This window comes from Dolichospermum planctonicum (genome assembly GCF_005402965.1).
Lineage (GTDB): Bacteria > Cyanobacteriota > Cyanobacteriia > Cyanobacteriales > Nostocaceae > Dolichospermum > Dolichospermum planctonicum.
In genome coordinates, this window is sequence record NZ_BJCF01000058.1 from 1 (window position 1) to 23,226 (window position 23,226).

18 protein-coding genes and 1 pseudogene are annotated in these 23,226 nt (G+C 40.5%); 4 read left to right on the forward strand and 15 right to left on the reverse strand.

Annotated elements, in window-relative coordinates; genetic code table 11:
- Positions 1-304: 304 nt before the first annotated feature.
- Both psaB and psaA read right to left on the reverse strand, forming a co-directional pair.
- Complete coding sequence (gene psaB, locus FFO06_RS18375) at positions 305-2,536, reverse strand: photosystem I core protein PsaB (protein WP_137909329.1); 2,232 nt, start codon at positions 2,534-2,536, stop codon at positions 305-307.
- Positions 2,537-2,656: 120 nt separating this feature from the next.
- The gene (gene psaA / locus FFO06_RS18380; RefSeq protein ID WP_137909330.1) at positions 2,657-4,915 is read right to left on the reverse strand and encodes a photosystem I core protein PsaA; all 2,259 of its coding nucleotides are present in this window, start codon (positions 4,913-4,915) and stop codon (positions 2,657-2,659) included.
- A gap of 565 nt (positions 4,916-5,480) precedes the next feature.
- Here psaA and FFO06_RS18385 point away from each other — a divergent pair.
- Complete coding sequence (locus FFO06_RS18385) at positions 5,481-6,887, forward strand: hypothetical protein (RefSeq protein WP_201275489.1); 1,407 nt, start codon at positions 5,481-5,483, stop codon at positions 6,885-6,887.
- Here the strand turns inward: FFO06_RS18385 and FFO06_RS18390 are convergent, their stop codons facing one another.
- From FFO06_RS18390 to FFO06_RS18405, 3 genes and pseudogenes are all read right to left on the reverse strand, one after another.
- Positions 6,888-7,802: a glutaminase gene (locus FFO06_RS18390; RefSeq protein ID WP_137909331.1), complete on the reverse strand. Its 915-nt coding sequence runs from the start codon at positions 7,800-7,802 to the stop codon at positions 6,888-6,890.
- A 115-nt stretch (positions 7,803-7,917) separates the two neighbouring features.
- Positions 7,918-9,609, reverse strand: a complete 1,692-nt coding sequence (gene ilvD / locus FFO06_RS18395) for a dihydroxy-acid dehydratase (RefSeq protein ID WP_137909332.1) — start codon at positions 9,607-9,609, stop codon at positions 7,918-7,920.
- Positions 9,610-9,866: 257 nt separating this feature from the next.
- Positions 9,867-10,172 (reverse strand): annotated as a pseudogene (locus FFO06_RS18405) (pentapeptide repeat-containing protein); the annotation flags it as partial.
- A 154-nt stretch (positions 10,173-10,326) separates the two neighbouring features.
- On the opposite strand from FFO06_RS18405, the gene FFO06_RS18410 reads away from it, so the two are divergent.
- On the forward strand, positions 10,327-11,082 hold the full coding sequence (locus tag FFO06_RS18410; protein ID WP_137909333.1) for a DsbA family protein: 756 nt from the start codon (positions 10,327-10,329) through the stop codon (positions 11,080-11,082).
- Between the two features lie 391 nt (positions 11,083-11,473).
- Here the strand turns inward: FFO06_RS18410 and FFO06_RS18415 are convergent, their stop codons facing one another.
- The 6 genes from FFO06_RS18415 to FFO06_RS18440 all read right to left on the reverse strand — a co-directional run bounded on the left by FFO06_RS18415 (position 11,474) and on the right by FFO06_RS18440 (position 16,930).
- Complete coding sequence (locus tag FFO06_RS18415; protein ID WP_137909334.1) at positions 11,474-11,776, reverse strand: DUF1816 domain-containing protein; 303 nt, start codon at positions 11,774-11,776, stop codon at positions 11,474-11,476.
- A gap of 158 nt (positions 11,777-11,934) precedes the next feature.
- Positions 11,935-12,963, reverse strand: a complete 1,029-nt coding sequence (gene rlmB / locus FFO06_RS18420; RefSeq protein ID WP_236097183.1) for a 23S rRNA (guanosine(2251)-2'-O)-methyltransferase RlmB — start codon at positions 12,961-12,963, stop codon at positions 11,935-11,937.
- Between the two features lie 580 nt (positions 12,964-13,543).
- Positions 13,544-14,023, reverse strand: coding sequence for a Mini-ribonuclease 3 (locus tag FFO06_RS18425; protein ID WP_028083670.1), 480 nt, complete (start codon positions 14,021-14,023; stop codon positions 13,544-13,546).
- A gap of 559 nt (positions 14,024-14,582) precedes the next feature.
- Positions 14,583-14,933: an STAS domain-containing protein gene (locus FFO06_RS18430; RefSeq protein ID WP_236097182.1), complete on the reverse strand. Its 351-nt coding sequence runs from the start codon at positions 14,931-14,933 to the stop codon at positions 14,583-14,585.
- A 175-nt stretch (positions 14,934-15,108) separates the two neighbouring features.
- Complete coding sequence (gene carA, locus FFO06_RS18435; protein WP_137909336.1) at positions 15,109-16,254, reverse strand: glutamine-hydrolyzing carbamoyl-phosphate synthase small subunit; 1,146 nt, start codon at positions 16,252-16,254, stop codon at positions 15,109-15,111.
- Positions 16,255-16,447: 193 nt separating this feature from the next.
- The gene (locus FFO06_RS18440; protein WP_137909337.1) at positions 16,448-16,930 is read right to left on the reverse strand and encodes a hypothetical protein; all 483 of its coding nucleotides are present in this window, start codon (positions 16,928-16,930) and stop codon (positions 16,448-16,450) included.
- A 239-nt stretch (positions 16,931-17,169) separates the two neighbouring features.
- Here FFO06_RS18440 and FFO06_RS18445 point away from each other — a divergent pair, with 239 nt between their 5' ends.
- Positions 17,170-18,195 (forward strand): retropepsin-like aspartic protease family protein, encoded by a 1,026-nt coding sequence (locus FFO06_RS18445; protein WP_137909344.1) that lies wholly within the window; start codon positions 17,170-17,172, stop codon positions 18,193-18,195.
- On the opposite strand, the gene trpD is transcribed toward FFO06_RS18445, so the two are convergent.
- The gene (gene trpD / locus FFO06_RS18450) at positions 18,125-19,171 is read right to left on the reverse strand and encodes an anthranilate phosphoribosyltransferase (RefSeq protein WP_137909338.1); all 1,047 of its coding nucleotides are present in this window, start codon (positions 19,169-19,171) and stop codon (positions 18,125-18,127) included. The genes FFO06_RS18445 and trpD overlap by 71 nt on opposite strands.
- 576 nt (positions 19,172-19,747) lie before the next feature.
- Positions 19,748-20,554, reverse strand: coding sequence for a DNA adenine methylase (locus tag FFO06_RS18455; protein ID WP_137909339.1), 807 nt, complete (start codon positions 20,552-20,554; stop codon positions 19,748-19,750).
- Positions 20,555-20,645: 91 nt separating this feature from the next.
- Between FFO06_RS18455 and FFO06_RS18460 the strand changes: the two genes are divergently transcribed.
- Positions 20,646-21,371 carry a cytochrome b/b6 domain-containing protein gene (locus tag FFO06_RS18460; RefSeq protein WP_137909340.1) on the forward strand — a complete coding sequence of 242 codons (726 nt, stop codon included), beginning with the start codon at positions 20,646-20,648 and terminating at the stop codon, positions 21,369-21,371.
- 275 nt (positions 21,372-21,646) lie between these two features.
- Here FFO06_RS18460 and FFO06_RS18465 read toward each other — a convergent pair whose 3' ends face one another.
- Positions 21,647-22,555, reverse strand: a complete 909-nt coding sequence (locus FFO06_RS18465) for a helix-turn-helix transcriptional regulator (RefSeq protein WP_137909341.1) — start codon at positions 22,553-22,555, stop codon at positions 21,647-21,649.
- Positions 22,556-22,570: 15 nt separating this feature from the next.
- Positions 22,571-23,226: RNA-guided endonuclease TnpB family protein (locus tag FFO06_RS18470; protein WP_137909342.1), on the reverse strand; the 656-nt coding region annotated here is incomplete at its 5' end.

Sequence of the window (23,226 nt, forward strand, 5' to 3'; positions counted from 1 at the left end):
ATCCTCTTGTGGGGTGGGCATCTTGCCCGCCCATTAAAAAAATCCTCTTGTGGGGTGGGCATCCTGCCCGCCCATTAAAAAAATCCTCTTGTGGGGTGGGCATCCTGCCCGCCCATTAAAAAAATCCTCTTGTGGGGTGGGCATCTTGCCCGCCCATTAAAAAAATCCTCTTGTGGGGTGGGCATCCTGCCCGCCCATTAAAAAAATCCTCTTGTGGGGTGGGCATCCTGCCCGCCCATTAAAAAAATCCCCCACCTTGCGGCAGGGAATTTTTTTGTTACTTACCTACAACCAGTAGTCAAGATCAACCGAACTTACCAGCAGTAGAAGCAATGAGGAACGCTGCATAGGTAACGATGTAGCCAACAGTGAAGTGAGCTAAACCAACCACACGAGCTTGAACAATAGACAGAGCAACTGGCTTATCCTTCCAGCGAACCAAGTTAGCTAAAGGAGTACGCTCGTGCGCCCAAACCAAAGTTTCAATTAACTCTTGCCAGTAACCTCTCCAAGAGATGAGGAACATGAAACCAGTAGCCCAGATGAGGTGTCCAAAAAGGAACATCCAAGCCCAAACAGACAAGTTATTCATGCCGTAGGGGTTGTAACCGTTAATCAACTGAGCAGAGTTAGCCCAGAGGTAATCACGGAACCAACCCATGAGGTAGGTAGAGTTTTCGTTGAACTGAGCAACGTTACCTTGCCAAATCCCTAGATGTTTCCAGTGCCAGTAGAAAGTTACCCAACCAATGGTGTTTAACATCCAGAACATAGACAGGTAGAAAGAGTCCCATGCGGAGATATCGCAAGTACCGCCACGGCCTGGACCATCGCAGGGGAACGCATAACCGAAGTCCTTTTTATCGGGCATCAGTTTAGAACCACGAGCATCCAAAGCACCCTTAACAAGTACCAAGGTGGTGGTGTGGATAGCCAAAGCGAAAGCGTGGTGAACCAAGAAGTCGCCAGGGCCAATGGTCAGGAACAAGGAATTTGTGCCTGAGTTGATGGCATCTAACCAGCCAGACAACCAAACGTTACCAGCATTGGGGTAAGCGGTGTAAGCAATACTGTCGGGGTTAGACAACAGTACATTCAAGCCATACAGAGCTTTACCTTGGGCAGCTTGGATGAATTGAGCAAATACTGGCTCAATCAAGATTTGTTTTTCAGGAGTACCGAAGGCCACAACTACGTCGTTGTGAACGTATAAGCCCAAGGTATGGAAGCCTAAGAAGAGAGATACCCAGCTAAGGTGGGAGATGATCGCTTCTTTGTGCTGTAACATCCGGTCAAGAACGTTACCTTTGTTTTGTTCGGGGTCGTAGTCACGAACCCAGAAGATTGCTGCGTGAGCAAAAGCACCAACCATCAAGAAACCAGCAATGTACTGGTGGTGGGTGTACAATGCTGCCTGTGTTGTGTAGTCCTTAGCGATGAACGCATAAGGAGGCAGAGCGTACATATGCTGCGCTACCAAGGAACAAATAGTTCCCAAAGATGCCAAAGCTAATGACAACTGGAAGTGCAGGGAGTTGTTGATGGTGTCGTAAAGACCTTGGTGAGGGAGGTTGAAAGGACCTTCGCTCTTTGTACCAGGTAATAAACCGGATTTGGAGTTAAGCATTTCTTTAATGCTGTGACCAATTCCGAAGTTAGTCCGGTACATATGACCAGCAATGATGAACAAAACTGCGATCGCCAAGTGGTGGTGAGCCATGTCAGTCAACCACAAGGATTCTGTTTGGGGGTGGAAACCGCCCAAGAAGGTGAGAATCGCAGTCCCAGCACCGGTGGAAGTACCAAATAAATGGCCAGCGGTGTCAGGGTTTTGAGCGTAAACGCTCCAGTTACCTGTGAAGAAAGGAGTTAAACCTGCTGGATGGGGAGCTACACTCAGGAAGTTATCCCAACCCACGTGAATACCACGGGATTCAGGAATAGCAACGTGAACCAAGTGACCAGTCCAAGCTAAGGAGCTAACACCGAACAAACCAGCGAGGTGGTGATTCAAACGGGGTTCAGCGCTCTTGAACCAAGAGAGGCTAGGACGGAACTTGGGTTGTAAATGTAACCAACCAGCAAATAGGAACAATGCCGCCAACAGGAGCAAACCAACGGAACCAGTGTATAGTTCGGCGTTTGTCCGCATCCCGATGGTGTACCACCAGTGGTAAACACCGGAGTAAGCAATGTTTACGGGATTGCTTGCACCCGCTTGGGTGAAAGCTTCAATTGCTGCTTCACCGAAGTGAGGGTCCCAAATTGCATGGGCAATGGGACGGACGTGCAGGGGATCTTTAATCCACTGTTCAAAGTTACCTTGCCAGGCCACGTGGAACAGGAGGCTGGATGCCCACAGGAAGATGATTGCCAAGTGACCGAAGTGCGTAGCGAAAATCTTTTGGTAAAGATTCTCTTCCGTCATGCCATCGTGGCTTTCAAAGTCATTGCCTGTAGCGATCGCATACCAAATCCGACGCGTAGTCGGGTCCTGTGCGAGATCCTGGCTAAATTTTGGAAATTTTGTTGCCATAGGTGTGATCTGTCCTCTGACCTTTAGCCATCAAGTGTCAGCAAAATTTTAGATTCTAGATTTTGGATTTTGGATTGAATCTAAAATCTTAGAATCCAAAACCCAAAATTCCACTGATTTTTATCCTACTGAAAGGATGTGTGCGTGGAAGAATGCCCAAGTGGTGGCGATTCCTCCTAATAGGTAGTGAGCCACACCTACAGCCCGACCTTGAGTGATGCTCAGTGCGCGAGGCTGAATTGTTGGGGCTACTTTCAGTTTATTGTGCGCCCAAACGATGGACTCAATTAGTTCTTGCCAGTAGCCACGACCGCTAAACAAGAACATTAAGCTGAACGCCCAAACAAAGTGAGCGCCTAAGAACATTAGTCCGTAAGCGGACAATTCTGTTCCGTAGGAGTTAATTACTTGTGTAGCTTGCGCCCACAAGAAGTCACGTAACCAACCGTTGATGGTGATAGCGCTTTCTGCAAAGTTGCCACCAGTAATGTGATTTACTGTGCCATCTGGGTCTACTGTTCCCCAGACATCAGATTGCATCTTCCAGCTAAAGTGGAAAATTACAATTGATAGGGAGTTATACATCCAGAACAGTCCCAGGAAGATATGATCCCAACCGGAAACTTGGCAAGTACCGCCACGACCTGGACCATCGCAAGGGAATCGGAAGCCTAAGTTCGCCTTGTCTGGAATCAGACGAGAACTGCGGGCGTACAATACACCTTTGAGCAAGATGAGAACAGTAACGTGAATGGTGAATGCGTGGATGTGGTGAACCATGAAGTCCGCTGTACCCAAAGTAATGGGCATCATAGCGATCTTATCGCCGATAGCCACAATTCCACCACCAAAAGCATGACTAACTACTTGGAGAGCGTTAGGTGCTGTGTTACCAGGAGCTAATGTGTGCAAGTTTTGCACCCACTGAGCAAATACTGGCTGTAATTGAATTGCGCTGTCGGAGAACATATCTTGGGGACGACCCAAAGCACGCATGGTGTCATTGTGAATGTACAAACCAAAGCTGTGGAAGCCTAAGAAAATACAAACCCAGTTAAGGTGAGAAATGATAGCGTCACGGTGACGAATCACGCGATCTAAAACGTTGTTTTGGTTAACAACAGGATCGTAATCCCGCACCATGAAGATGGCCGCGTGAGCCGCACCACCAACAATCAAGAAACCACCAATCCAAATATGGTGAGTGAAGATACACAATTGTGTTGCGTAGTCCGTCGCCAAGTAAGGATAGGGAGGCATCGCGTACATATGATGCGCGATGATGATTGTCAATGAACCCAAGAAAGCTAGGTTAGTAGCCAACTGAGCGTGCCAAGAAGTGGTGAGGTTTTCGTAAAGACCTTTGTGACCTTCGCCAGTGAAAGGACCTTTATGAGCTTCTAGAATATCTTTGATGCTATGACCGATACCCCAGTTGGTACGGTACATATGACCAGCAACGATGAACAGTACAGCGATCGCTAGGTGGTGATGAGAAATATCAGTCATCCACAAGCCGCCTGTAACTGGGTTTAAACCACCCTTAAATGTGAGGATATCAGCATAAACTCCCCAATTTAAAGTGAAGAAAGGAGTTAAACCACTAGCGAAACCAGGGTAAAGTTCTGCCATTTTTGCTGTATTAAACAGCAATTCATGAGGCAGAGGGATGTCCTTAGCTGCTACACCTGCATCTAACAGTTTGTTGATTGGTGCAGATACATGGATTAAGTGACCAGCCCATCCCAAAGAACCGCAGCCTAGCAACACTGATAAGTGATGATTCAGCATTGACTCCACATTCTGGAACCATTCCAGTTTAGGAGCGCGTTTGTGGTAGTGGAACCAGCCAGCAAATAAGAACAAGCCTGCTAATACCAAGCCGCCAATTGCAGTTACATATAGCTGGAAGGAGCTAGTGATACCCCAGCCACGCCATACTTGGAACAAGCCGGAGGTGGTTTGAATGCCGCGGAAACCGCCGCCCATATCACCGTTTAAAATGTCTTGTCCAACAATAGACCAAACTGTCTGAGCGCTGGGCTTGACTCCTAATGGATCAGCCAGCCAAGCTTCGTAGTTAGAGAACTTAGCGCCATGGAACAACATTCCGCTCAACCAGATTGCTACTACAGCCAAATGGCCGAAGTGAGCGGCGAATATCTTGCGGGAGATGTCTTCTAAATCGCTTGTATGTGTATCAAAATCATGGGCGAGGGCGTGGAGGTCCCAAATCCAGGTTGTGGTTTTTGGTCCTCTGCTTAAGGATCTCTCGAAATGCCCTGGCTTTGCCCATTTTTCAAATGAGGTAGGAACCGGGTCATTGTCAACGATCACTCTTGCTTTTTTTTCCTCTCGCTCCGGAGGACTAATCGTCATTCGACCTCCTCTCTATAAGGAATGGGGAATCATGAATACCACCTAGAATAACACAGTCGCTCTTTTCAGATTGCTCTGGTTTAGCGATGCGGTTGTCGTGTGGAAAAGAAAAGTTGTTTCTGTTGAATTATAGAGTCTGAACTTGCTCATTGTTATACACCTGTTAACAATAATTAAAAATAGCCAAATTTCTGGTCTCATCTACTTTACAAATTCATATATTGTCCAAATGTCAATAGACTCTTCATTTAATTTACAAATAACAACAATTTGTAAATTAAATGATTTATACTTAAAGCAGCTTAAAAACTTGCTATTCAAGGACTTTTGACCAAATTTGTCCGTCTAAAAGCAAATTCTTGTCCAGAAATTCAGTCAAAAAAATTACTTGTTTACCATTGTAATCAGAAAAAAGTCAGTAAATTTATAACTCTGGCCATAGATTTATGCTTTTACTCCATAGTCCATGAGTCATAATTTGCGTCACAATGATTGCGTTAATTGTTAAAAACTATTACAGGATCAAAACATGAACACTAGGTGGAGAAAATCTTTTCAGCGAATTTTGTCAAAGAGACTCCCAATTATTAAATGGGTTTTCGCGTTATTTCTAGTCGTGAGTTTAAGCGGTTGCGTTGAAGCAGTAAGCAGCAAAGAACAATCTATTCAGCCCCAGGTTAAAGCACCACCAGCTTCAGAAATTTCGGGGACGTTTTCGGAAACTGCACCACCAGATGTTATTCAAGCATTGCGTCCTAGTCTAGAAGGTTATCAACCCCAAGTTAGTATTCTCAGTCCCAAAATAGATGAAGTTCTTCAGGAAGATACTGTTAACGTGCGTTTGCACGTTAACGACTTACCAATATTTAAAGACCCTCAATGGCAACTTGGACCCCATTTGCACCTAATTTTAGATAACAAACCTTATATAGCTGTTTACGACCTAAATCAATCGGTAGTATTACCAAATTTATCTCCGGGTACCCATACTCTCCGCGTTTTTGCTTCTCGTCCGTGGCATGAAAGTTTTAAAAATGAAGGTGCGTATGCTCAAACTACATTTCATATTTTTACGAAAACCGAGGAAAATAATCCTGATGCTAAATTACCTTTACTTACCTACAGTCGTCCTAATGGTAATTATGGTGCAGAACCAATTATGTTGGATTTCTACTTAACTAATGCACCGTTGCACAGTGTCGCAGAAACTAATCCTGATGATATAATGAGCAACTGGCGTATTCGTAGCACAATCAATGGTGAAAGTTTCATTCTTGATCGTTGGCAACCAATTTATCTTAAAGGCTTTAAACCTGGCCAAACTTGGGTAGAACTAGAATTTCTCAATAATCAAGGACAACCTGTAAAAAATGCCTTTAACACCACTATCAGATTAATTAACTATCAACCCAATGGTCAAGATACTCTTTCAAAAATTGTCAGAGGAGAATTGACAGCAGATGAAGTACGTGGCATTGTAGACCAGAATTATACAGTTAAAATTCCGATTGCTGAACCTAATTCTACAGAAACACCAGCACCAAAAACAGAACAACAATCAATTCCCGAAGTTACACCTGATAACATTACAGAAACACCAGCACCAAAAACAGAAAAACAATTAATTCCCGCTGTTAAACCTGCTGACATTACAGAAACACCAGCACCAAAAACAGAACAACAATTAATTCCCGAAGTTACACCTGCTGACATTACAGAAACACCAGCACCAAAAACAGAACAACAATTAATTCCCGAAGTTACACCTGCTGACATTACAGAAACACCAGCACCAAAAACAGAACAACAATTAATTCCCAAAGTTACACCTGCTGACGTTACAGAAACACCAGCACCAAAAACAGAACAACAGTCAAAAGTAACAGAACCACTAGAATCAAATCCAAATCAACTAGATACAGATTCAGTTCCTCAAACAATGGGAAATATCAAATCTCAACTTGAAGAGTAATCAATAAAAAATACTCAATTGTAAATTTTGAGATAAAATTTCCATTAGTGCTAAACCAGCTACAGAATTACCAGCATGATCTAAAGCAGGACTGTAGCTGGCTATCGCTCCCTGATTTGGTACTATAGTTATAAGTCCACCACTAATACCCGACTTCATAGGTAAACCAATTTTGATACTATATTCTGCGGAAACTTCATACAAACCACAAGTTAACATGACTGCATTCACAACTTGACGGTTTTGATTATTGATAAAATCATTTTCACAAGCTAGTATTTTTCCTAATTTCGCTAAATCTTCTACTCGTCCAGATATACAGCATATTTGTTCATAAACATCAAGAGCAAATTTAATATTATTTACATTTCCGGCTTCATAGAGATAATTAGTAATATCTATATTTATAGGAGAACGATTAGCACGAACCGAAGCAAGAATATCTAAATCTATATATAGACTAGTACCTGCTAACTTATTTAACCATGTACAGAACAGTTGTGTAGATTCATTGCTATCTTTTCCTGGAAACTTATCAGCAAGAGTAATAGCGCCACTATTAATCATTGAATTACGAGGATGTCCATTATCTGCTATTAATTGCGCTAAAGAATTGAAAGGTGCGGTTGAGGGTTGAATACCAACCCATTGTAAAACCTGTTTTGCAGTGAATTGTTCCAATAAATATAGTAGAGAAAACGGTTTAATTGCACTCATAAATGGAAATATACAATCTGTATTTCCTAAACTGTAACTTTCATCTGATTTACAAGTTATATTCACAGCAAACCAGTGAGAGTTAGCCATAGCTAATTGGGGAATGCGTTCAATAACTTTTCCTTGTGCTGCTTGGGTTTTTGCTTGTTCCACCCAAATAGATAAATCATGTATATTGATGTTTTTTATTCCTATCAAAACCTTAGTCCTCAAATCAAGATAAAAAATATAAAATATCTGAATATGAAATACATATGAAATACAAATCCCGGACTTATTGAAAAAGTCCGGGATGTGATATAATTAGTTATTACTAATTAGTAAATAAATTCAAATCTGTCACAGCACCCACACTACTAGAAGATACTAGCTTGGCATATTTCCCTAGTACCCCTTTAGTATATCGGGGTGGAAGTGGTTGCCAATTTGCACGACGAGTAGCTAATTCTTGATCTGATACATTGAGTTGCAACAACCGGGCATGAGCATCAATAGTAATGCTATCACCTTCTGCTACTAAGGCTATATTACCACCTACGGCTGCTTCTGGGGCAACATGACCGACCACCATACCGTAAGTACCACCGGAAAAACGTCCGTCGGTAATTAATCCTACAGAGTCACCTAACCCAGCACCGATAATAGCAGAGGTGGGGGCCAGCATTTCTCTCATACCAGGTCCGCCTTTTGGTCCTTCGTAACGGATAATAATCACATCCCCTGCTTTGATTTTCCCCGCTAAAATCGCATCTAAACAAGACTCTTCCGACTCAAATACTCTTGCCGGTCCGGTAATTACAGGCTTTTTGACTCCGGTAATTTTGGCTACTGCTCCTTCCGTGGCCAAGTTGCCCTTGAGAATAGCTAAATGTCCTTGAGCATACATCGGATTATTCCAGGGACGAATTACATCTTGGTCAGTCCGTGGTTCTGCGGGGATATCTGCTAAAACTTCGTCCACAGTTTGCCCGGAAATTGTCATACAGTCACCATGGAGTAAGTCATGGACTAAAAGCATTTTCATGACTTGGGGAATACCGCCGGCTTTGTGTAAATCTGTAGCTACATATCTACCGCTAGGTTTTAAATCACACAAAACGGGAACACGGCCGCGAATGGTTTCAAAGTCGTCTATTGTTAATTCTACACCAGCAGCGCGGGCAATGGCCAGAAAATGTAAAACTGCATTAGTAGAACCACCTACCGCCATAATTACAGAAATGGCGTTTTCAATAGATTTACGGGTGATGATTGTCCGAGGTAATATTTGTTTGCGAATAGCTTCAACCAGGACAATGGCCGATTTTTCCGTACTGTCCGCTTTTTCTGGGTCTTCGGCTGCCATGGTAGAGGAATAGGGTAAACTCATGCCCATTGCTTCAAATGCTGAAGACATGGTATTGGCTGTAAACATCCCTCCACATGACCCTGCACCGGGACAAGCACTACGTTCAACCGCTAACAGTTCATTTTCGTCAATTTTTCCCGCGCTGTACTGGCCAACGGCTTCAAAGGAACTAACTACGGTTAAGTCTTTACCGTCATAATGTCCGGGTTTGATTGTGCCACCGTAAACAAAGATGGCAGGAATATTCATTCTGGCCATGGCTAACATTGCCCCTGGCATATTTTTATCACAACCACCAATGGCTAATACACCGTCCATACTTTGCCCTGTACAGGCTGTTTCAATGGAGTCAGCAATTACTTCCCGTGATACTAGGGAGTATTTCATCCCTTCTGTTCCCATAGAAATACCATCACTAATGGTAATTGTCCCGAAAATTTGCGGCATTGCCCCGGCGGTTTTTACAGCGGTTTCTGCTCTCTGTGCTAATTGGTTAATCCCCATGTTACAAGGGGTAATCGTACTGTATCCATTGGCAATACCGACAATGGCTTTGTCAAAATCTCCATCTTGAAAACCTACAGCCCTCAACATAGCCCGATTGGGCGATCGCTGTACCCCTTGTGTGATCGCTTTACTCTTAAAATTGTCTGCCATCTATTTTTTTTCCTTGTTTACGATTATCGTTGAGTTGTGAGTATTATAATAAGACCGAACCTAAACTCTGATACAAAAAAGCTAACATAAGCTAACAATTACCAGCTTTTTTTCCTGCTTCATCCTAGAAATATCGGTACTATCTAGTCCACAGGCTAACACGGTCAATCTGACCGCTTCTTGACTCAAATTGTGAGCAGCATTTAACTGTTGATTAACCCTGTTATATTGGTGTCTTTTAATTTAGCATTCATTCAAAAGGTGTTTCTTAAATCAGCACCAGTTAAGTTTGCACCACTAAGTTTAGCTTCGCTTAAATTCACACCAAATAAACTTGCACCGCTTAAATTTGCCCCTCGTAAATCCGCACCAGCAAGATTAGCCCCGCTTAAATTTGTTCCGGCTAAGTCAGCCATGACTAAACCAGCATTGCTGAAAAGACATTTTGGACATTGTTTATTTGCTAATAACTGTCTCATATCTTCATAATTTGCAGCTTCAACTGTACCTGATAAGTTGAATGTGAGTAAAAATACAGATGTAGCCAAAATTTTACCTTTCATAATTTATATTTGTATTCACCCCAGTTTTAATTTAAAAATATATTTTAAATATATATTTTGATAAAAGGCATGATTCTATAAAATAAAATCGGGATAATTGCTATTTTATCCGCCAGTTGATAAAATTACATTGCTAATTCTATAGCTTTGACAAATGTTCAAAATTTTTACTCATTTCCGAAATTTAGTAATTTTTAGCTTTATCTGCCTAATTTTCAGCTGGTCACTCCCCGTTCAAGCTGATACTAAAATAGACCCTAAAATAGACCCCCAGCTAGAACAACAAGTTCTAGAAATTATTCGCAAAAATCCAGAAATAATTATTGAATCTGTGGAAGCATATCAGCAGCAGCAGCAACAGAAACTACAACAATCACGACAAGAATTTATCAATAATTTGCAAACAAATCCCAAAACTATAATTGGTGATTCTCCTACAATTGGTGCGACTCAATCAAAAACTGTATTGATAGAATTCTCTGATTTTGAATGTCCCTATTGTGCAGAAGCACATAAAAAGCTAAAGGATTTATTAGCAAAATATCCTAATAAATTTACATTAGTTTATAAATATTTTCCCCTTTATCAAATTCATGAACAAGCATTACCAGCAGCTACAGCAGCTTGGGCAGCATTTCAACAAGGTAAGTTTTGGGAATATCATGATGCCTTGTTTACAAATCAAAAACAATTGGGTGAGACTTTATATTTAGATATTGCTAAAAGGCTGAAATTAAATCTCACAAAATTTAATAATGACCGCCAATTAGCTATTAAACCTATCCAAAATGACCTATTATTAGCACAAAAATTAGGACTAGGGGGAACACCTTCTTTTATTATTACCAGTCAGAATTTTTCTGGACCTGTGAAGCTAACAGAACTTGAAGAAATATTGGGAGGTAAATAATAATATTTGATATATGGCAATAATTTACACCGATTTTATTGCCATTGCCAACAAATCTGCATCTTTAGCTAGAGGTTGCACTTATTGATTATCTGTTTTAATTAGCATAAGTGTAAGGAGTAGTCTCTGAGAAGTGATAAGTATAACTTTTCACTTCTCAATTCCTATGTTCAAGATCGCCATAAGCATCTATTCTGATCAATGTCAATAGGACTTATGTAAGTCTGACACAAAATTATATTTTTTTCTAGTGCGGGCTTTAGTCCCGATGTTGTCCTTTACATTTAATAGTTAATAAGATTAGAACAAGTAATAGAATAAAAGTCTAGATTCAACAAAGTTCGTTCCTAGGATTAGCCTAGGAACGGTGACAGCCCAATTACTTGTTAGACTATATTTGACCGCTAAAGACAGGCTTTACTTTACGGTCAATCCATTCCCCCAAATCTTCAGCAATTGTTAACACACTAGGTTTACAACGTTCTACATTGACTATAATCCCCTGCGCTCCTTCAATTTCCAAATCTTCTATATAGCCAATACTGGCTTTATTTGCTTCCACAGAACTGAAAAATGGACCGAAGTAGTATGTACATTTGGGGGTATGTGTGATAATTTTTACCCACCAAGCAAGTCCGAGGACATTTAATGTATTAATCAACCCTTCTTGAAGGTTATTCCAAATTGTTTTCATGGTTTCCGCTGATTGATAAACGTGTGACTGAGTGTGTGAGAATAGGTTAAATTTATTATCTTTTACATTTCTTTATAGTTGCCGACTTCGTGGATATTTATCCGCGAAGTCAACTTTGTCCAATTTTACCCCGACTGGTTTAACTACAAACGCTTTGATTATTCTTTTTTCAAGGCAATTGTTTGTAGTTTATCAAAGTACAGCGTATTTTGCGATTTTTGACGATAAATTTCGTAAAGTGCCATACCAGTTGCCACGGAAGCATTGAGGCTAGGAGTCTTACCCTGTAAGGGAATAGATACCAAAACATCACAAGAACGTTGTGTCAACATCCCCAGACCTTCACCTTCACCACCCACGACTAAAACCACAGGACCACTAAATTTAACGCTTTGCAATGATTCGCTACCTGTAACAGCAGTCCCGTAAATCCAAAAACCTTGTTCTTTTAACTGTTCTAAAGCCCGACCAAGATTAACAACTCTAGCTACAGGAAAGGTTTCTAATGCTCCCGCTGCCACTTTCACCACCGTTGAAGTAATTCCTGCCGCCCTTCTTTGGGGAATCACCAAACCGTGAGCGCCAATAGCTTCAGCTGTGCGAATAATTGCCCCTAAGTTGTGGGGATCAGTGATACCATCAGCAACAACAATTACAGGATCATTAATAGATTTAGCCTTACTAATCAGATCCTCTAATTCAGTATAGGAATAAGGAGAAATTTGAGCGGCTATTCCTTGGTGATTAGCGCGACCAGTAATTTGGTCTAACCGCATTGGTTCAACTTCGTCAATAACTGCGCCATTATCCTTGGCTTGCAAAATCAAATGATGAAATCTGGGATCATAGCGGAGACGGGTAGTAATCCACAGCTTGTTAATGCTACGTTCATTTTCCAAAGCAGTTAAAACTGGATGACGACCGTAAATGAGATCACTTTCTTCTGTGGGTGTAATTTCTGAAGACGGTTGAGAGGATGGGTAAGAGGGACGGTATCTAGCATTGAAGGATTTACCTTCAGCTAATGTGATTTCTGAAGACTGCTCAGAACCATAGCGAGAGGTGCGAGGTTTAGGAGCATAAGGCTTATCTTCTCTATTTAATCTAACTTCTGGGGATTTATCGGCACCATAGCGAGATGTGCGAGGTTTAGGAGCATAAGGCTTATCTTCTCTATTTAATCTAATTTCCGGGGATTTGTCCGCACCATAGCGAGATGTGCGAGGTTTAGGAGCATAAGGCTTATCTTCTCTATTTAATCTAACTTCCGGGGATTTATCGGCACCATAGCGAGAGGTGCGAGGTTTAGGAGCATAAGGCTTATCTTCTCTATTTAATCTAACTTCCGGGGATTTATCGGCACCATAGCGAGAGGTGCGAGGTTTAGGAGCATAAGGCTTATCTTCTCTATTTAATCTAATTTCTGGGGATTTATCGGCACCATAGCGAGAGGTGCGAGGTTTAGGAGCATAAGGCTTATCTTCTCTATTTAATCTAATTTCCGGGGATTTGTCCGCACCATAGCGAGAGGTGCGAGGTTTACTTTCACTTTTGCCTTGATTACGCACAGAGTGAGGAACAACGCGCTTACCCTTAATTTTTACGGGTTGCCCACGCTTAGGTTCGCTGGCAGAATTATTTTTTTTGGGTTGACTTGTCATAGCAGTATTTCAGTATTGAGGTTTGGTTTAAATCAGTGAACAGCCCGATGACATTAATTTAATGAACCATTACAAATCAGTAACAATTACCAGATGTAGCTTCTGACTATTTTTCCAGAGGGAGTTTTTGTAATAGTTCAGTTAAACGGGGGTAATCAGTAAGATATAAATAGCCAACTAAGGTTTCTAGACTAGTTGCCTGTTGATAAATTTCGGGATTGAGTCGTTTATGACGACAATGGGCAGAGTTACGACCTCTGCGAACAATTTCTAATTCGTTACTCCTCAAGTAAGGAGTTAACATTCGCAAATGTATCGCTTGTGTTTCTGCTCTTACCTGATCCACTACGGAACGATGGTAGTTTTCCAGTCGTTGTTGTGGCCACAGAAAAAACATTCTAACATATAATTCATAAATTGCGTCCCCCAAATAAGCTAAAGCGGAAGGAGATATCTGTTTTATTTGATCTGGGGATATTTGCTGGGGCAGTTGCGTCGCATTTACCAACCATGGGTTAATGTCTGATGAATCCTGCGCAGTAGTTTCATCTTCTTCATGTTGGGCTGTTTCCTCCTTCGACTTCACAGATTAATCATTCCTTAAAAAAGCACTACATCGGGAGATAATTTTTGCCAACATTACTTTGATTACAAAAGCAATGTTCGCATACTGAGCATATTATAAATTAGTAACCATAACCAAAATTTACTGATATTGTTTCTTTAGACCTATCAACTAATTTGGTGGGCTTTCCGATAGTGTAGCGTCACGTAAGCCAGATGATTTACGTTTATTCACACCCAGTATTTTCGACTAGGATCGTGTTGCTATCAAAATTTCAGAGTTTCTATTATAGAATAGTATGTTTCCTTTAAGTCGGAAATTCCAGGTTTATTGAGATTGGTTTGAGGAACAAAATCTGATCAATTCCTGCCAATGTTGGGTTTCAGTCCCTTCTACCCAACCGACAATTTTTTTAAATCAACTGCATTGAGTTATATTCAATTTTTAATATAGTACATTAAATTAAGTGTTTTTACTTCATCACCACACTAAGAGATAGATTTTTGCTCTATAAAGCTCTATAAAAATTAAGCTATCCTTTGACATAGGATAGCCTAATTCAGATTTTCCATTCAAGCAATCAAGATGGGATGTTGTTTATGGCTTCACCAACTGACTCTCGTAGACAGAGAAACTTTTCTAAACGAACAAGCTTAACCGTTTGGGTGACACGAGCATTAGTGACAATTTGTAAAGTGCCTTTACTTTCAGGTTCAGGTTTAGCCAGCTTGGCCAGTTGTACCAGCGCACCTAATCCAGAACTATCTACAAAGTCTATTTGTGAAAGATCCAAAATGATGTGTTTTGGACCTTCTTCAATTTTACTGCTGAGTGTCTTACGAAATGTTGGCTCAGAGAAAGCGTCTAACAAGCCTGTGAGGCGGAATAGCTGACAGTTATCCCGGACTTCGCGTGTACCTCTGAGGCTCACGGTTAGATTTAGTGGTTCAGCTATAATTTCCTCCTCGTTCTTTTTACTAAAAGTAAACGTTCTAGTATAGATGGTTTGTGGGCAATTTGTCTATGACTAAGAATTTCCGATTTGAGATTTGAGAGTGGTTTTACCCGCGAGTTCAATCTAAAATCGCCAATCCAAAATCCAAAATTTATTGACGTGCTGCTTGCATTTCTAGCACAAACTGTTCAAACAGGTAATCAGCATCATGGGGTCCTGGACTGGCCTCTGGATGATACTGAACAGAAAACACAGGTAGGGTCTTGTGTCGCACTCCTGCTACGGTTAAATCATTGAGGTTCAAATGGCTGACTTCAACCGTTGTAGTTGGTAGGGAGTCTGGGGCAAGGGCAAAACTGTGATTTTGGCTGGTAATTTCTACTCGCTGTTGTAGTCCCGCAGGTTGATTTAAACCCCGATGTCCAAATTTTAGTTTAAAGGTTTCTGCTCCGAGCGCGTGACCTAAAATTTGGTGTCCCATACAAATGCCAAACATGGGTTTTTGGCTGTCTAGTAAGGCTCTGGTGGTGTTGATACCTTCTGTGACGGCGGCAGGGTCTCCTGGTCCGTTGGAGAGGAAAATACCATCTGGATTGTATTTGAGAATTTCTTCTGGTTGTGTATCGGCAGGAACAACTATGACGCGACATCCATAACTGGCTAAACGACGTAAGATATTCCGCTTGATTCCAAAGTCTAAAGCAACAACGGTGAAGGTTTCCCTAATTTTAGCTACCGCTTCGGGGTTAAATTCCCAAGGGGCTGTTGTGGTTTCTTGCCATTCATAAACGGATTTTGTAGTTACTTTTTTGACTAAGTTTAATCCTGTCATGTTGGGAGCAGCTTGTACCATTTCTAACAATTCTGTTTCATCCAGAATTGCTGTGGAAATACCACCATTCATCGCTCCAAACATCCGAATTTTGCGAGTTAGCGCCCGGGTATCTATACCATAAATGCCCGGTATTTGGTGCTTTTGCAGGTATTTGGGTAGGGATTGGGTGGAACGCCAGTTACTCGGTTTGTGACAAATATTCCGGGCGATCGCTCCCTGAACATGAGGTTTATTAGACTCTTCGTCTTCATTATTAATACCAGTATTACCTAATTCTGGATAAGTAAAAATAACGATTTGTCCACAGTAACTAGGATCGGTTAACACTTCTTGATATCCGGTCATACCAGTGTTAAATACGATTTCTCCAATGGCGGTCCCCGTAGCACCGAAGGACCAACCGCGATAAGTGGAGCCGTCTGCTAGGACCAATAGCGCCGGAATTGTTTCAGATAGAGGCATAGATCGTTTGTAATTGGTAATTGGAGAGATAAAGGGGTTTTATATCTTCTATAACTTATTTTTTTAGAAGACTGTAAAGGTATATTTTCTCATGGTTTATGAAGGTGGGGACTCTACAATATTCATTTCTATAATTGTCAGTGCTCTTTTATTTTTTTTGTAGTGAGTTTTAACAAGCCTAATAAGACTAAGCTTAAACTTCGGCAATGGCCTCATCGAATATATTTCGCAACCAGACACTACTATCCTCCGGCTTTACTTCTGGAATCCGTTCGTAATTTAAACGCAATTCCTCTAAAGTATCAGATAAAACAGCCTGATAACCGGGATCATCTTGCTCAATACAATCAAGAATTGTATCAACCAAGAAATCAATAGCATTAACACAAGCATCAAAAGATTCTCGTTGGGAGGTAAGATTCAAAAAGAGCAAATAAATTTTTGATTTGAGAATCTCCAAAAACCCTGTAGCTTTCTGGGTTGGTTCAATACAAGAGTAGGCAAAATCTCTTAAGTAATCACGTTGTTCAGTAGAAAAATTGCTCCACTCAGTTTTGATCTCTCTAGATGCTTTTTTTAAATGTGAAACAATTTCATCAAATTTTGAAGTAGAAGCAACCTTATTGCCCCGAACTTGATAAATTTGATCAAAATCAATTAAAACCGCGCTAGACATGGTTAATACCTCTACTTGTATATAAATGATAGCCTTGAATATTTCTATACCATATTCATCGGCAACCAAGAACTTTCCCGTAATTACTATACAATCTTTTGCAAAAAATCATGATATACATATTACCGGAAAATCCCAATCAAAACTTTAATTTTGCAATGATTAAACGGCCAAGCATTTTTAATTTGGTGGCGGGGTTAAACTTGGTAAGAGCAGCCAGGGCGGTTAAAATATCCATTATGCTTAAATACTCTTTGTCTCGTCTAGCCCTCATTTCTTGTTCGGTTAGTTTAGCGTTTCTAACTGGTGCTTGTAATCAAGATCAGCAGAAAACAACCACAGATGGATCTAAATCATCTTTGGCTACTGGGAGTTTGGCCGCAATTCATTCTCCTAGTCAATTTAAACAACCGTTGGTCAGTCAAACATCAAACCCACTAGAATCTTCTCCGACTCAATTAAGCACTTTGGAAATGGCTCTCGATAAAGCTGCTGGTGCTAAAAGTATCAGCCAATCTGCTGTATCTGTGGATGATTGGAATTTGGTGGTAAGTCTGTTTCAAGATGCGATCGCTCTCATGCAAAAGATTAAGCGTAATAGTGGCAATTTCGCTTTTGCCCAAAGTCAAATTGTTAAATATCGTCGTGAAATTGCCTATGCTCGTCAACAAGCTAAACCGACAAATTTAACATCCTCCCTTACCCAGCCACAACCAGTGATCATTGATGTTCCCAAACCACAAACTCCTATTGAAAGCTCAAAACCCCTATTATTACCTACTTCTCCCCCATTAGCAATGCTCCCCCGCAAAAATGAGGTATTTATTGTCCCAATTAAGCGGCGCATGGGTGGTACACCAATTATTGAAGTTACTTTCAATGGTACACAACAATTTGAAATGATTGTAGATACAGGTGCAAGTGGGACTGTAATTACTCAGAAGATAGCAGCGGCTTTAGGTGTAGTACCAACTGGGAAAGCTAAAGCTAATACCGCTAGTGCTAAAGCTGTGGAATTTCCCATTGGCTACCTTGATTCCATGGAAGTCGAGGGTATGAGGGTAAATAAAGTTTCAGTAGCGATCGCTGGTACGCAATTAGAAACAGGACTTTTAGGACATGACTTTTTCGGTAATTACGATATAACCATCAAACGTCATGTTGTAGAATTTCGTCCCCAAACCCACTCAGAAGTTAATCCCCCAGGAATTGAATTAACTGTTCCAACTTTGTCCAGGGACTACCGCTTTGTAAAATTTCCTTAGCTAGAGTCACCCCCTGATCATGATTTAACCAGGGAACAACCCCGGCTACTTGCAATGCTAAGGCAGCATTTAACGCCACTATATCTTGTTGTGGTTGTGTCCCTTTTCCCTGCAAAACTTCTTTAAGAATCACAGCATTTTCTTGTACATTACCACCCTTAACAGCGGTAATGTCAGCAGCTTTGACATTTATCTCCTGGGGATTAACAGTAGTTAAGGATACTTGACCATCCTTCAAGATCGCCAAATCAGTAATATCACCCAAACCAGCCTCGTCTAATTTTTCTCTACCATGTAAAACAATAGCCGTTTGTGTCCCCAGGAGATGCAAAGCTTCAGCCATAGTAGCTATGAGTTTCGGATCAAACACACCAATCACCTGACCAGTAGGATTTAGTGGATTTACTAAAGGACCTAGTAAATTAAATACAGTTCTTACCTTGAGATTTCGCCGTAAAGGGGCCACTGCTTTCAGTGCTGGGTGCCACCCCGGTGCAAATAAAAAGGTAATTCCCACCTCTTCGACTGCTGCTTGCACTTTTTCACTGGTAGCAGTCAAATTAACTCCCAATGCTTCCAAAACATCAGCGCTTCCCGTGAGACTAGAAGCAGAACGACTACCATGTTTAGCCACCCGTACACCAGCAGCAGCGACCACAAAAGCCACAGCGGTGGAAATATTAAATGTAGAAGCGCCGTCACCACCAGTACCACAAGTATCAATTAATGGCAGAAATTGGCTCTGGTCGCTTTTATTGATAGCCACCGAAGATAGAGATTTTAAAACCTCTCCCATGCCTGTTAATTCTTCAGCACAAACACCTTTAAAATTTAAAGCCATTAAAATCGCCCCGGATAATTCTGGGGGAATAGCTTCCTTTATCCACCCTTGCATTAATTCTGCTGCTTGGCTGCGGGATAATGATTGACCTTCTAATAATTGTTTGAGTAAGTTAGACCAAATAGTAAAATCCATGGTTCAGGTTTTTAATGATGTTGAATATAATTTTACCGACAAATGGTTTTTTGTTTCACGCACAGGCGCGGAGAAAGAACGCAAAGATGAGTCTAATTTATTACACACCTAGCCACTAGAAGTCCCAGCCACAAAGGTCAAACCCACCTGCATGAGTTTAAAACCTTTAAAACCTTTAATAACTTGAATTTTGTGTTAGTCTACCCAGGTTTGTTTAGTAGCGATTTACAGCAAGTAGCTTTGAGTGAGGTAGACATTATGCGGGCAAGATGCCCGCACCACAATAGTTTTATCATTAATATCTGTACTTGATAATACTGAGAACTGCTGTAAGTATGTGAACAGAAAAAAACCGACATAAGTAACGAAAAGTAAAGTTGCCCAAAACCTCTTCCCTCTTCCCTGTCCCCTCTTCCCTCTTCCCTGTCCCCTCTTCCCTCTTCCCTGTCCCCTCTTCCCTGTCACCTGTCACCTGTCACCTGTCACCTATTCCCTCTTCCCTGTCACCTGTCACCTGTCACCTGTCACCTGTCACCTATTCCCTCGTCATAACGACAATTTTTAACGCCAACCTACTTAGTAGTTACTAATGAATAGTTCTTGGCCTTTTTCCGCTTTTTTTTGTTTATAGTTATTCATGCCATATTGTAGTTCCCATTCAATGATATTTGCCCATTTAAAATTTTCTCTTATTTCTGGACAATCATCATAGGTAATTAACCAATTGTGGGGACATTGTTTTAAGTTTAAAGCAAATCTTTGATGATCAAATCCTGTATGCAAATCTCCTTTTTTACCATATAATTTAGATTTCTCCGCTTGGAAATAGGGAGGATCTAAAAATATGAATACCTCTGCTCCTGGCAGATTAATAATATGGCTATAATCTAAATTTGTAATTTTGATATCTGGTGTTAAGATAGTGGCTAATTTTTCCAGTCTATCTATTGATGAATTGGTAAATCTTTTGTGAAAAGATTCTAAAGAAAATCCTCCTGATTCTATAGTTCCTGAAAATGTAATTCTATTCAGAACAAAAAAGCGCGTTGCCCTTTCTAAATCTGATAATGTGTTAACATCTACACGGGCTAATTTAGCAAAGAGTAATTTTCCGTCTTGGTAATTTTCTTTAACATGACGAACTTCAGCAACTAATTTCGATAAATCAGATTGTGCCAAATGCCAAAATCGCCATAATTCCGGGTTTAAATCATTAATTTCAATCTTTAAATCAGGATATTTTTGTTTAAGATAAATAAATACAGAACCACCACCAACAAAAGGTTCTCGCAACTCAGAAAACTTTTGTGGTAAATATTCAGATATTTGCTTGATTGCTTTTGATTTACCACCAGGATAACGGAGAGGACTTTTGATATTCATTGTATTTGAGCCTTGAGAAGTGATAATATAAATTTTGCCTTCTCATATCTACAGCAAAATTACCCATCTTCACAACCTACCATATCAGCTTATGAACCGTTCAACACCCTATCAACCCTTAATATTACGAATCCTGCATGGTATCAGCGGAACCTTAGTAATTGGTGCAATTATCAGCGGGTTTCTAATTTACAACACTTTTGACAAAAGATTTGGATCTATCCCCATTCCTAAAATTAATCCTATTCAGGATATTCACGGCACATTAGCACTATTTTTCTTGATTTTACTACCATTTTTCGCCCTTTATAGTTTTCATGCCGGTAAAAGACGCTTATTACAACCAGACTCTATGCAAAATCTCACTCAAATTGGTAGACCAATTTGGTGGGTAAGTTTGCAACGTTTAGCAAATACTAAAATGTTAATTGCCGCGGTTTTAGCAGTAGTCTCTGGTAGAATGATGCAAGAAGAATGGCTACCTACAGGAGAATTTGATCATATTTGGTATTCTCTTCATTTAATAGCTTGGTTAATCATGATTTGTTGTTTAGCAATTCATGTTTTGATGTCAGCTAAAGTTGGTGGTGTGCCATTATTACTGTCAATAATATCATGGAAATTCCGCCCAGAAGATAGTCCAGGGAATTGGTATGGTCGTTTCCGTGGTTGGTTGGGTAATTTTTCTGATCATATTCAGGAAGAAATTAATCAGTTTATGGGCGGTGGTTTATTATTGAAAATAATTGAGGTGATTGTTTTGTTAGGAATTATTGCCGCGTTTATTTTACCAGTGTTTTTCTCAAGTGAAAAGTAAAGTCTATTTTTATCTAGGTTTTAAATACAGCAGTTATCCGTTTATGAAGTACAGATATTAATAATAAAACTCTTGTGGTGCGGGCATCTTGCCTGCACAAAGTGTACCTCACTCAAAGCTACTTGCTGTAAGTAGATAAACGGAAAAAAACCGACATAAGTAACGAAAAGTAAAATTGCCCAAAACCTCTTCCCTATTCCCTATTCCCTATTCCCTATTCCCTGTTCCCTGTTCCCTGTTCCCTGTTCCCTGACCACACAAGTAAATTCACAGAATCAAACCAGATTCCTATAGCGGTCAAGTAAAGCCTGTGCATATTTGTGGTGTTCTGTCACTAATTTAGGAGGGGATAATACTTGGGCTTTATCCATATAACGATAAACCCAGCGACTAAATTCATTTAAAGACCGACCTGGTAGATCTACAGCATATTCTATATAAGAATATTGCCCATTTTCAATACATCCAGTGGTAATTTTTTGGCGAGGATGACGACGTTCTCCTTCTAAAATAAAATTTGATATGGGAGGATAAAAACGTACTTTTACCTCAATAAATTCGAGGGTTCCTGCTAATTCAGCTTTTTGAGGTTCTGGGTCGCCTAAATTTAAACCCCAGCCATTTTCTAGTAGTTTATATGCTGTAACTAAACTTGCTCTTTGTTTTTCTAAACCCCGTGGTGGTATTTTGCTGACAGGATAACAATGACTATTAAAACGGTTAATACGCCCCATAACTAGATGTCCATCTTCGCAAATTTCATGTAATAAATACCAAGCAATATCATGATATATTAACTGTAAAGGAAATACCTGAAACCGCCCAATATGACCAGAACCATATAAATCTTTAGTACGAGAAATTTCAATAGCTTGTCCCTGAATAATAGCTTGTTCTAATAATGGTAATTGATGAAATAATGTATCGCGGTTTTCTCCCTGAGTCGCCATTTCTTCCGGGTCAGTATAAATAATAGCCCGGTTGAGATGTTGACGAGTCGGATAAAAAAGTTCCCCTTCCAGGGACCTATCTAAACCACGTAATCTTTTACTAAGACTTTCATAAATGCGTCTAGCCTGGGCATCACCCTGATATTGTGCTTGAGATGCTAAGGCGTTAAATGCTACTTTTAATTCTGTTATGGAAAGCGCACCCGTTCCTAAATAATATCCCCAGCGATACATTCGTTGTTGACATACTCACCTGCCTGAAGGCGAGGTGATTCTTGACGCTTCACCGACTGATGCTACCGAGGTAGTCTTACTCTGTCTCTGCGCCCGTTTAGAGTCGTGGCAATGCCCTATCCCGACTTTATTTATATTTTTTGCGGCGTTTTCATCTCGGTCGTGTTCAGTCCCACAATTTAGGCACTTAACCGACCGAATTTTTAAATCAAGTTTCCCCCATTTGTAGCCACATTCAGAGCAAATTTGGCTTGTTGCTTCCCATCTACTAATAACACGGAAATCTCTATTAAACTTTTCTGCTTTACCTTCGCATAAAGTTCTAAATTGCCTCCACCCTTGTAGACTAATCGACCTGGCAAGTTTACGATTTTTAACCATACCCGACACATTCAAATCTTCCAAAACAATAACTTGGTTTTCGCTAATAATCTTGGTGGATAGTTTGTGAAGAAAGTCTTGGCGAGTATCAGTAATTTGATTGTGCAGTTTGGCAATTTTAATTCGAGTTTTATGACTGCGTTTTGAGTCTTTGGGTTGCCGGGCTAGTTTTTTCTGGAGTTTACGAATCTTCCTGTCTAATTTTGAGTAATCAGGACTTTGGGCTTTTTCTCCATTACTCATTACAGCAAAAGTTTTTATTCCTAAATCAATACCGATACTTTGGTTTT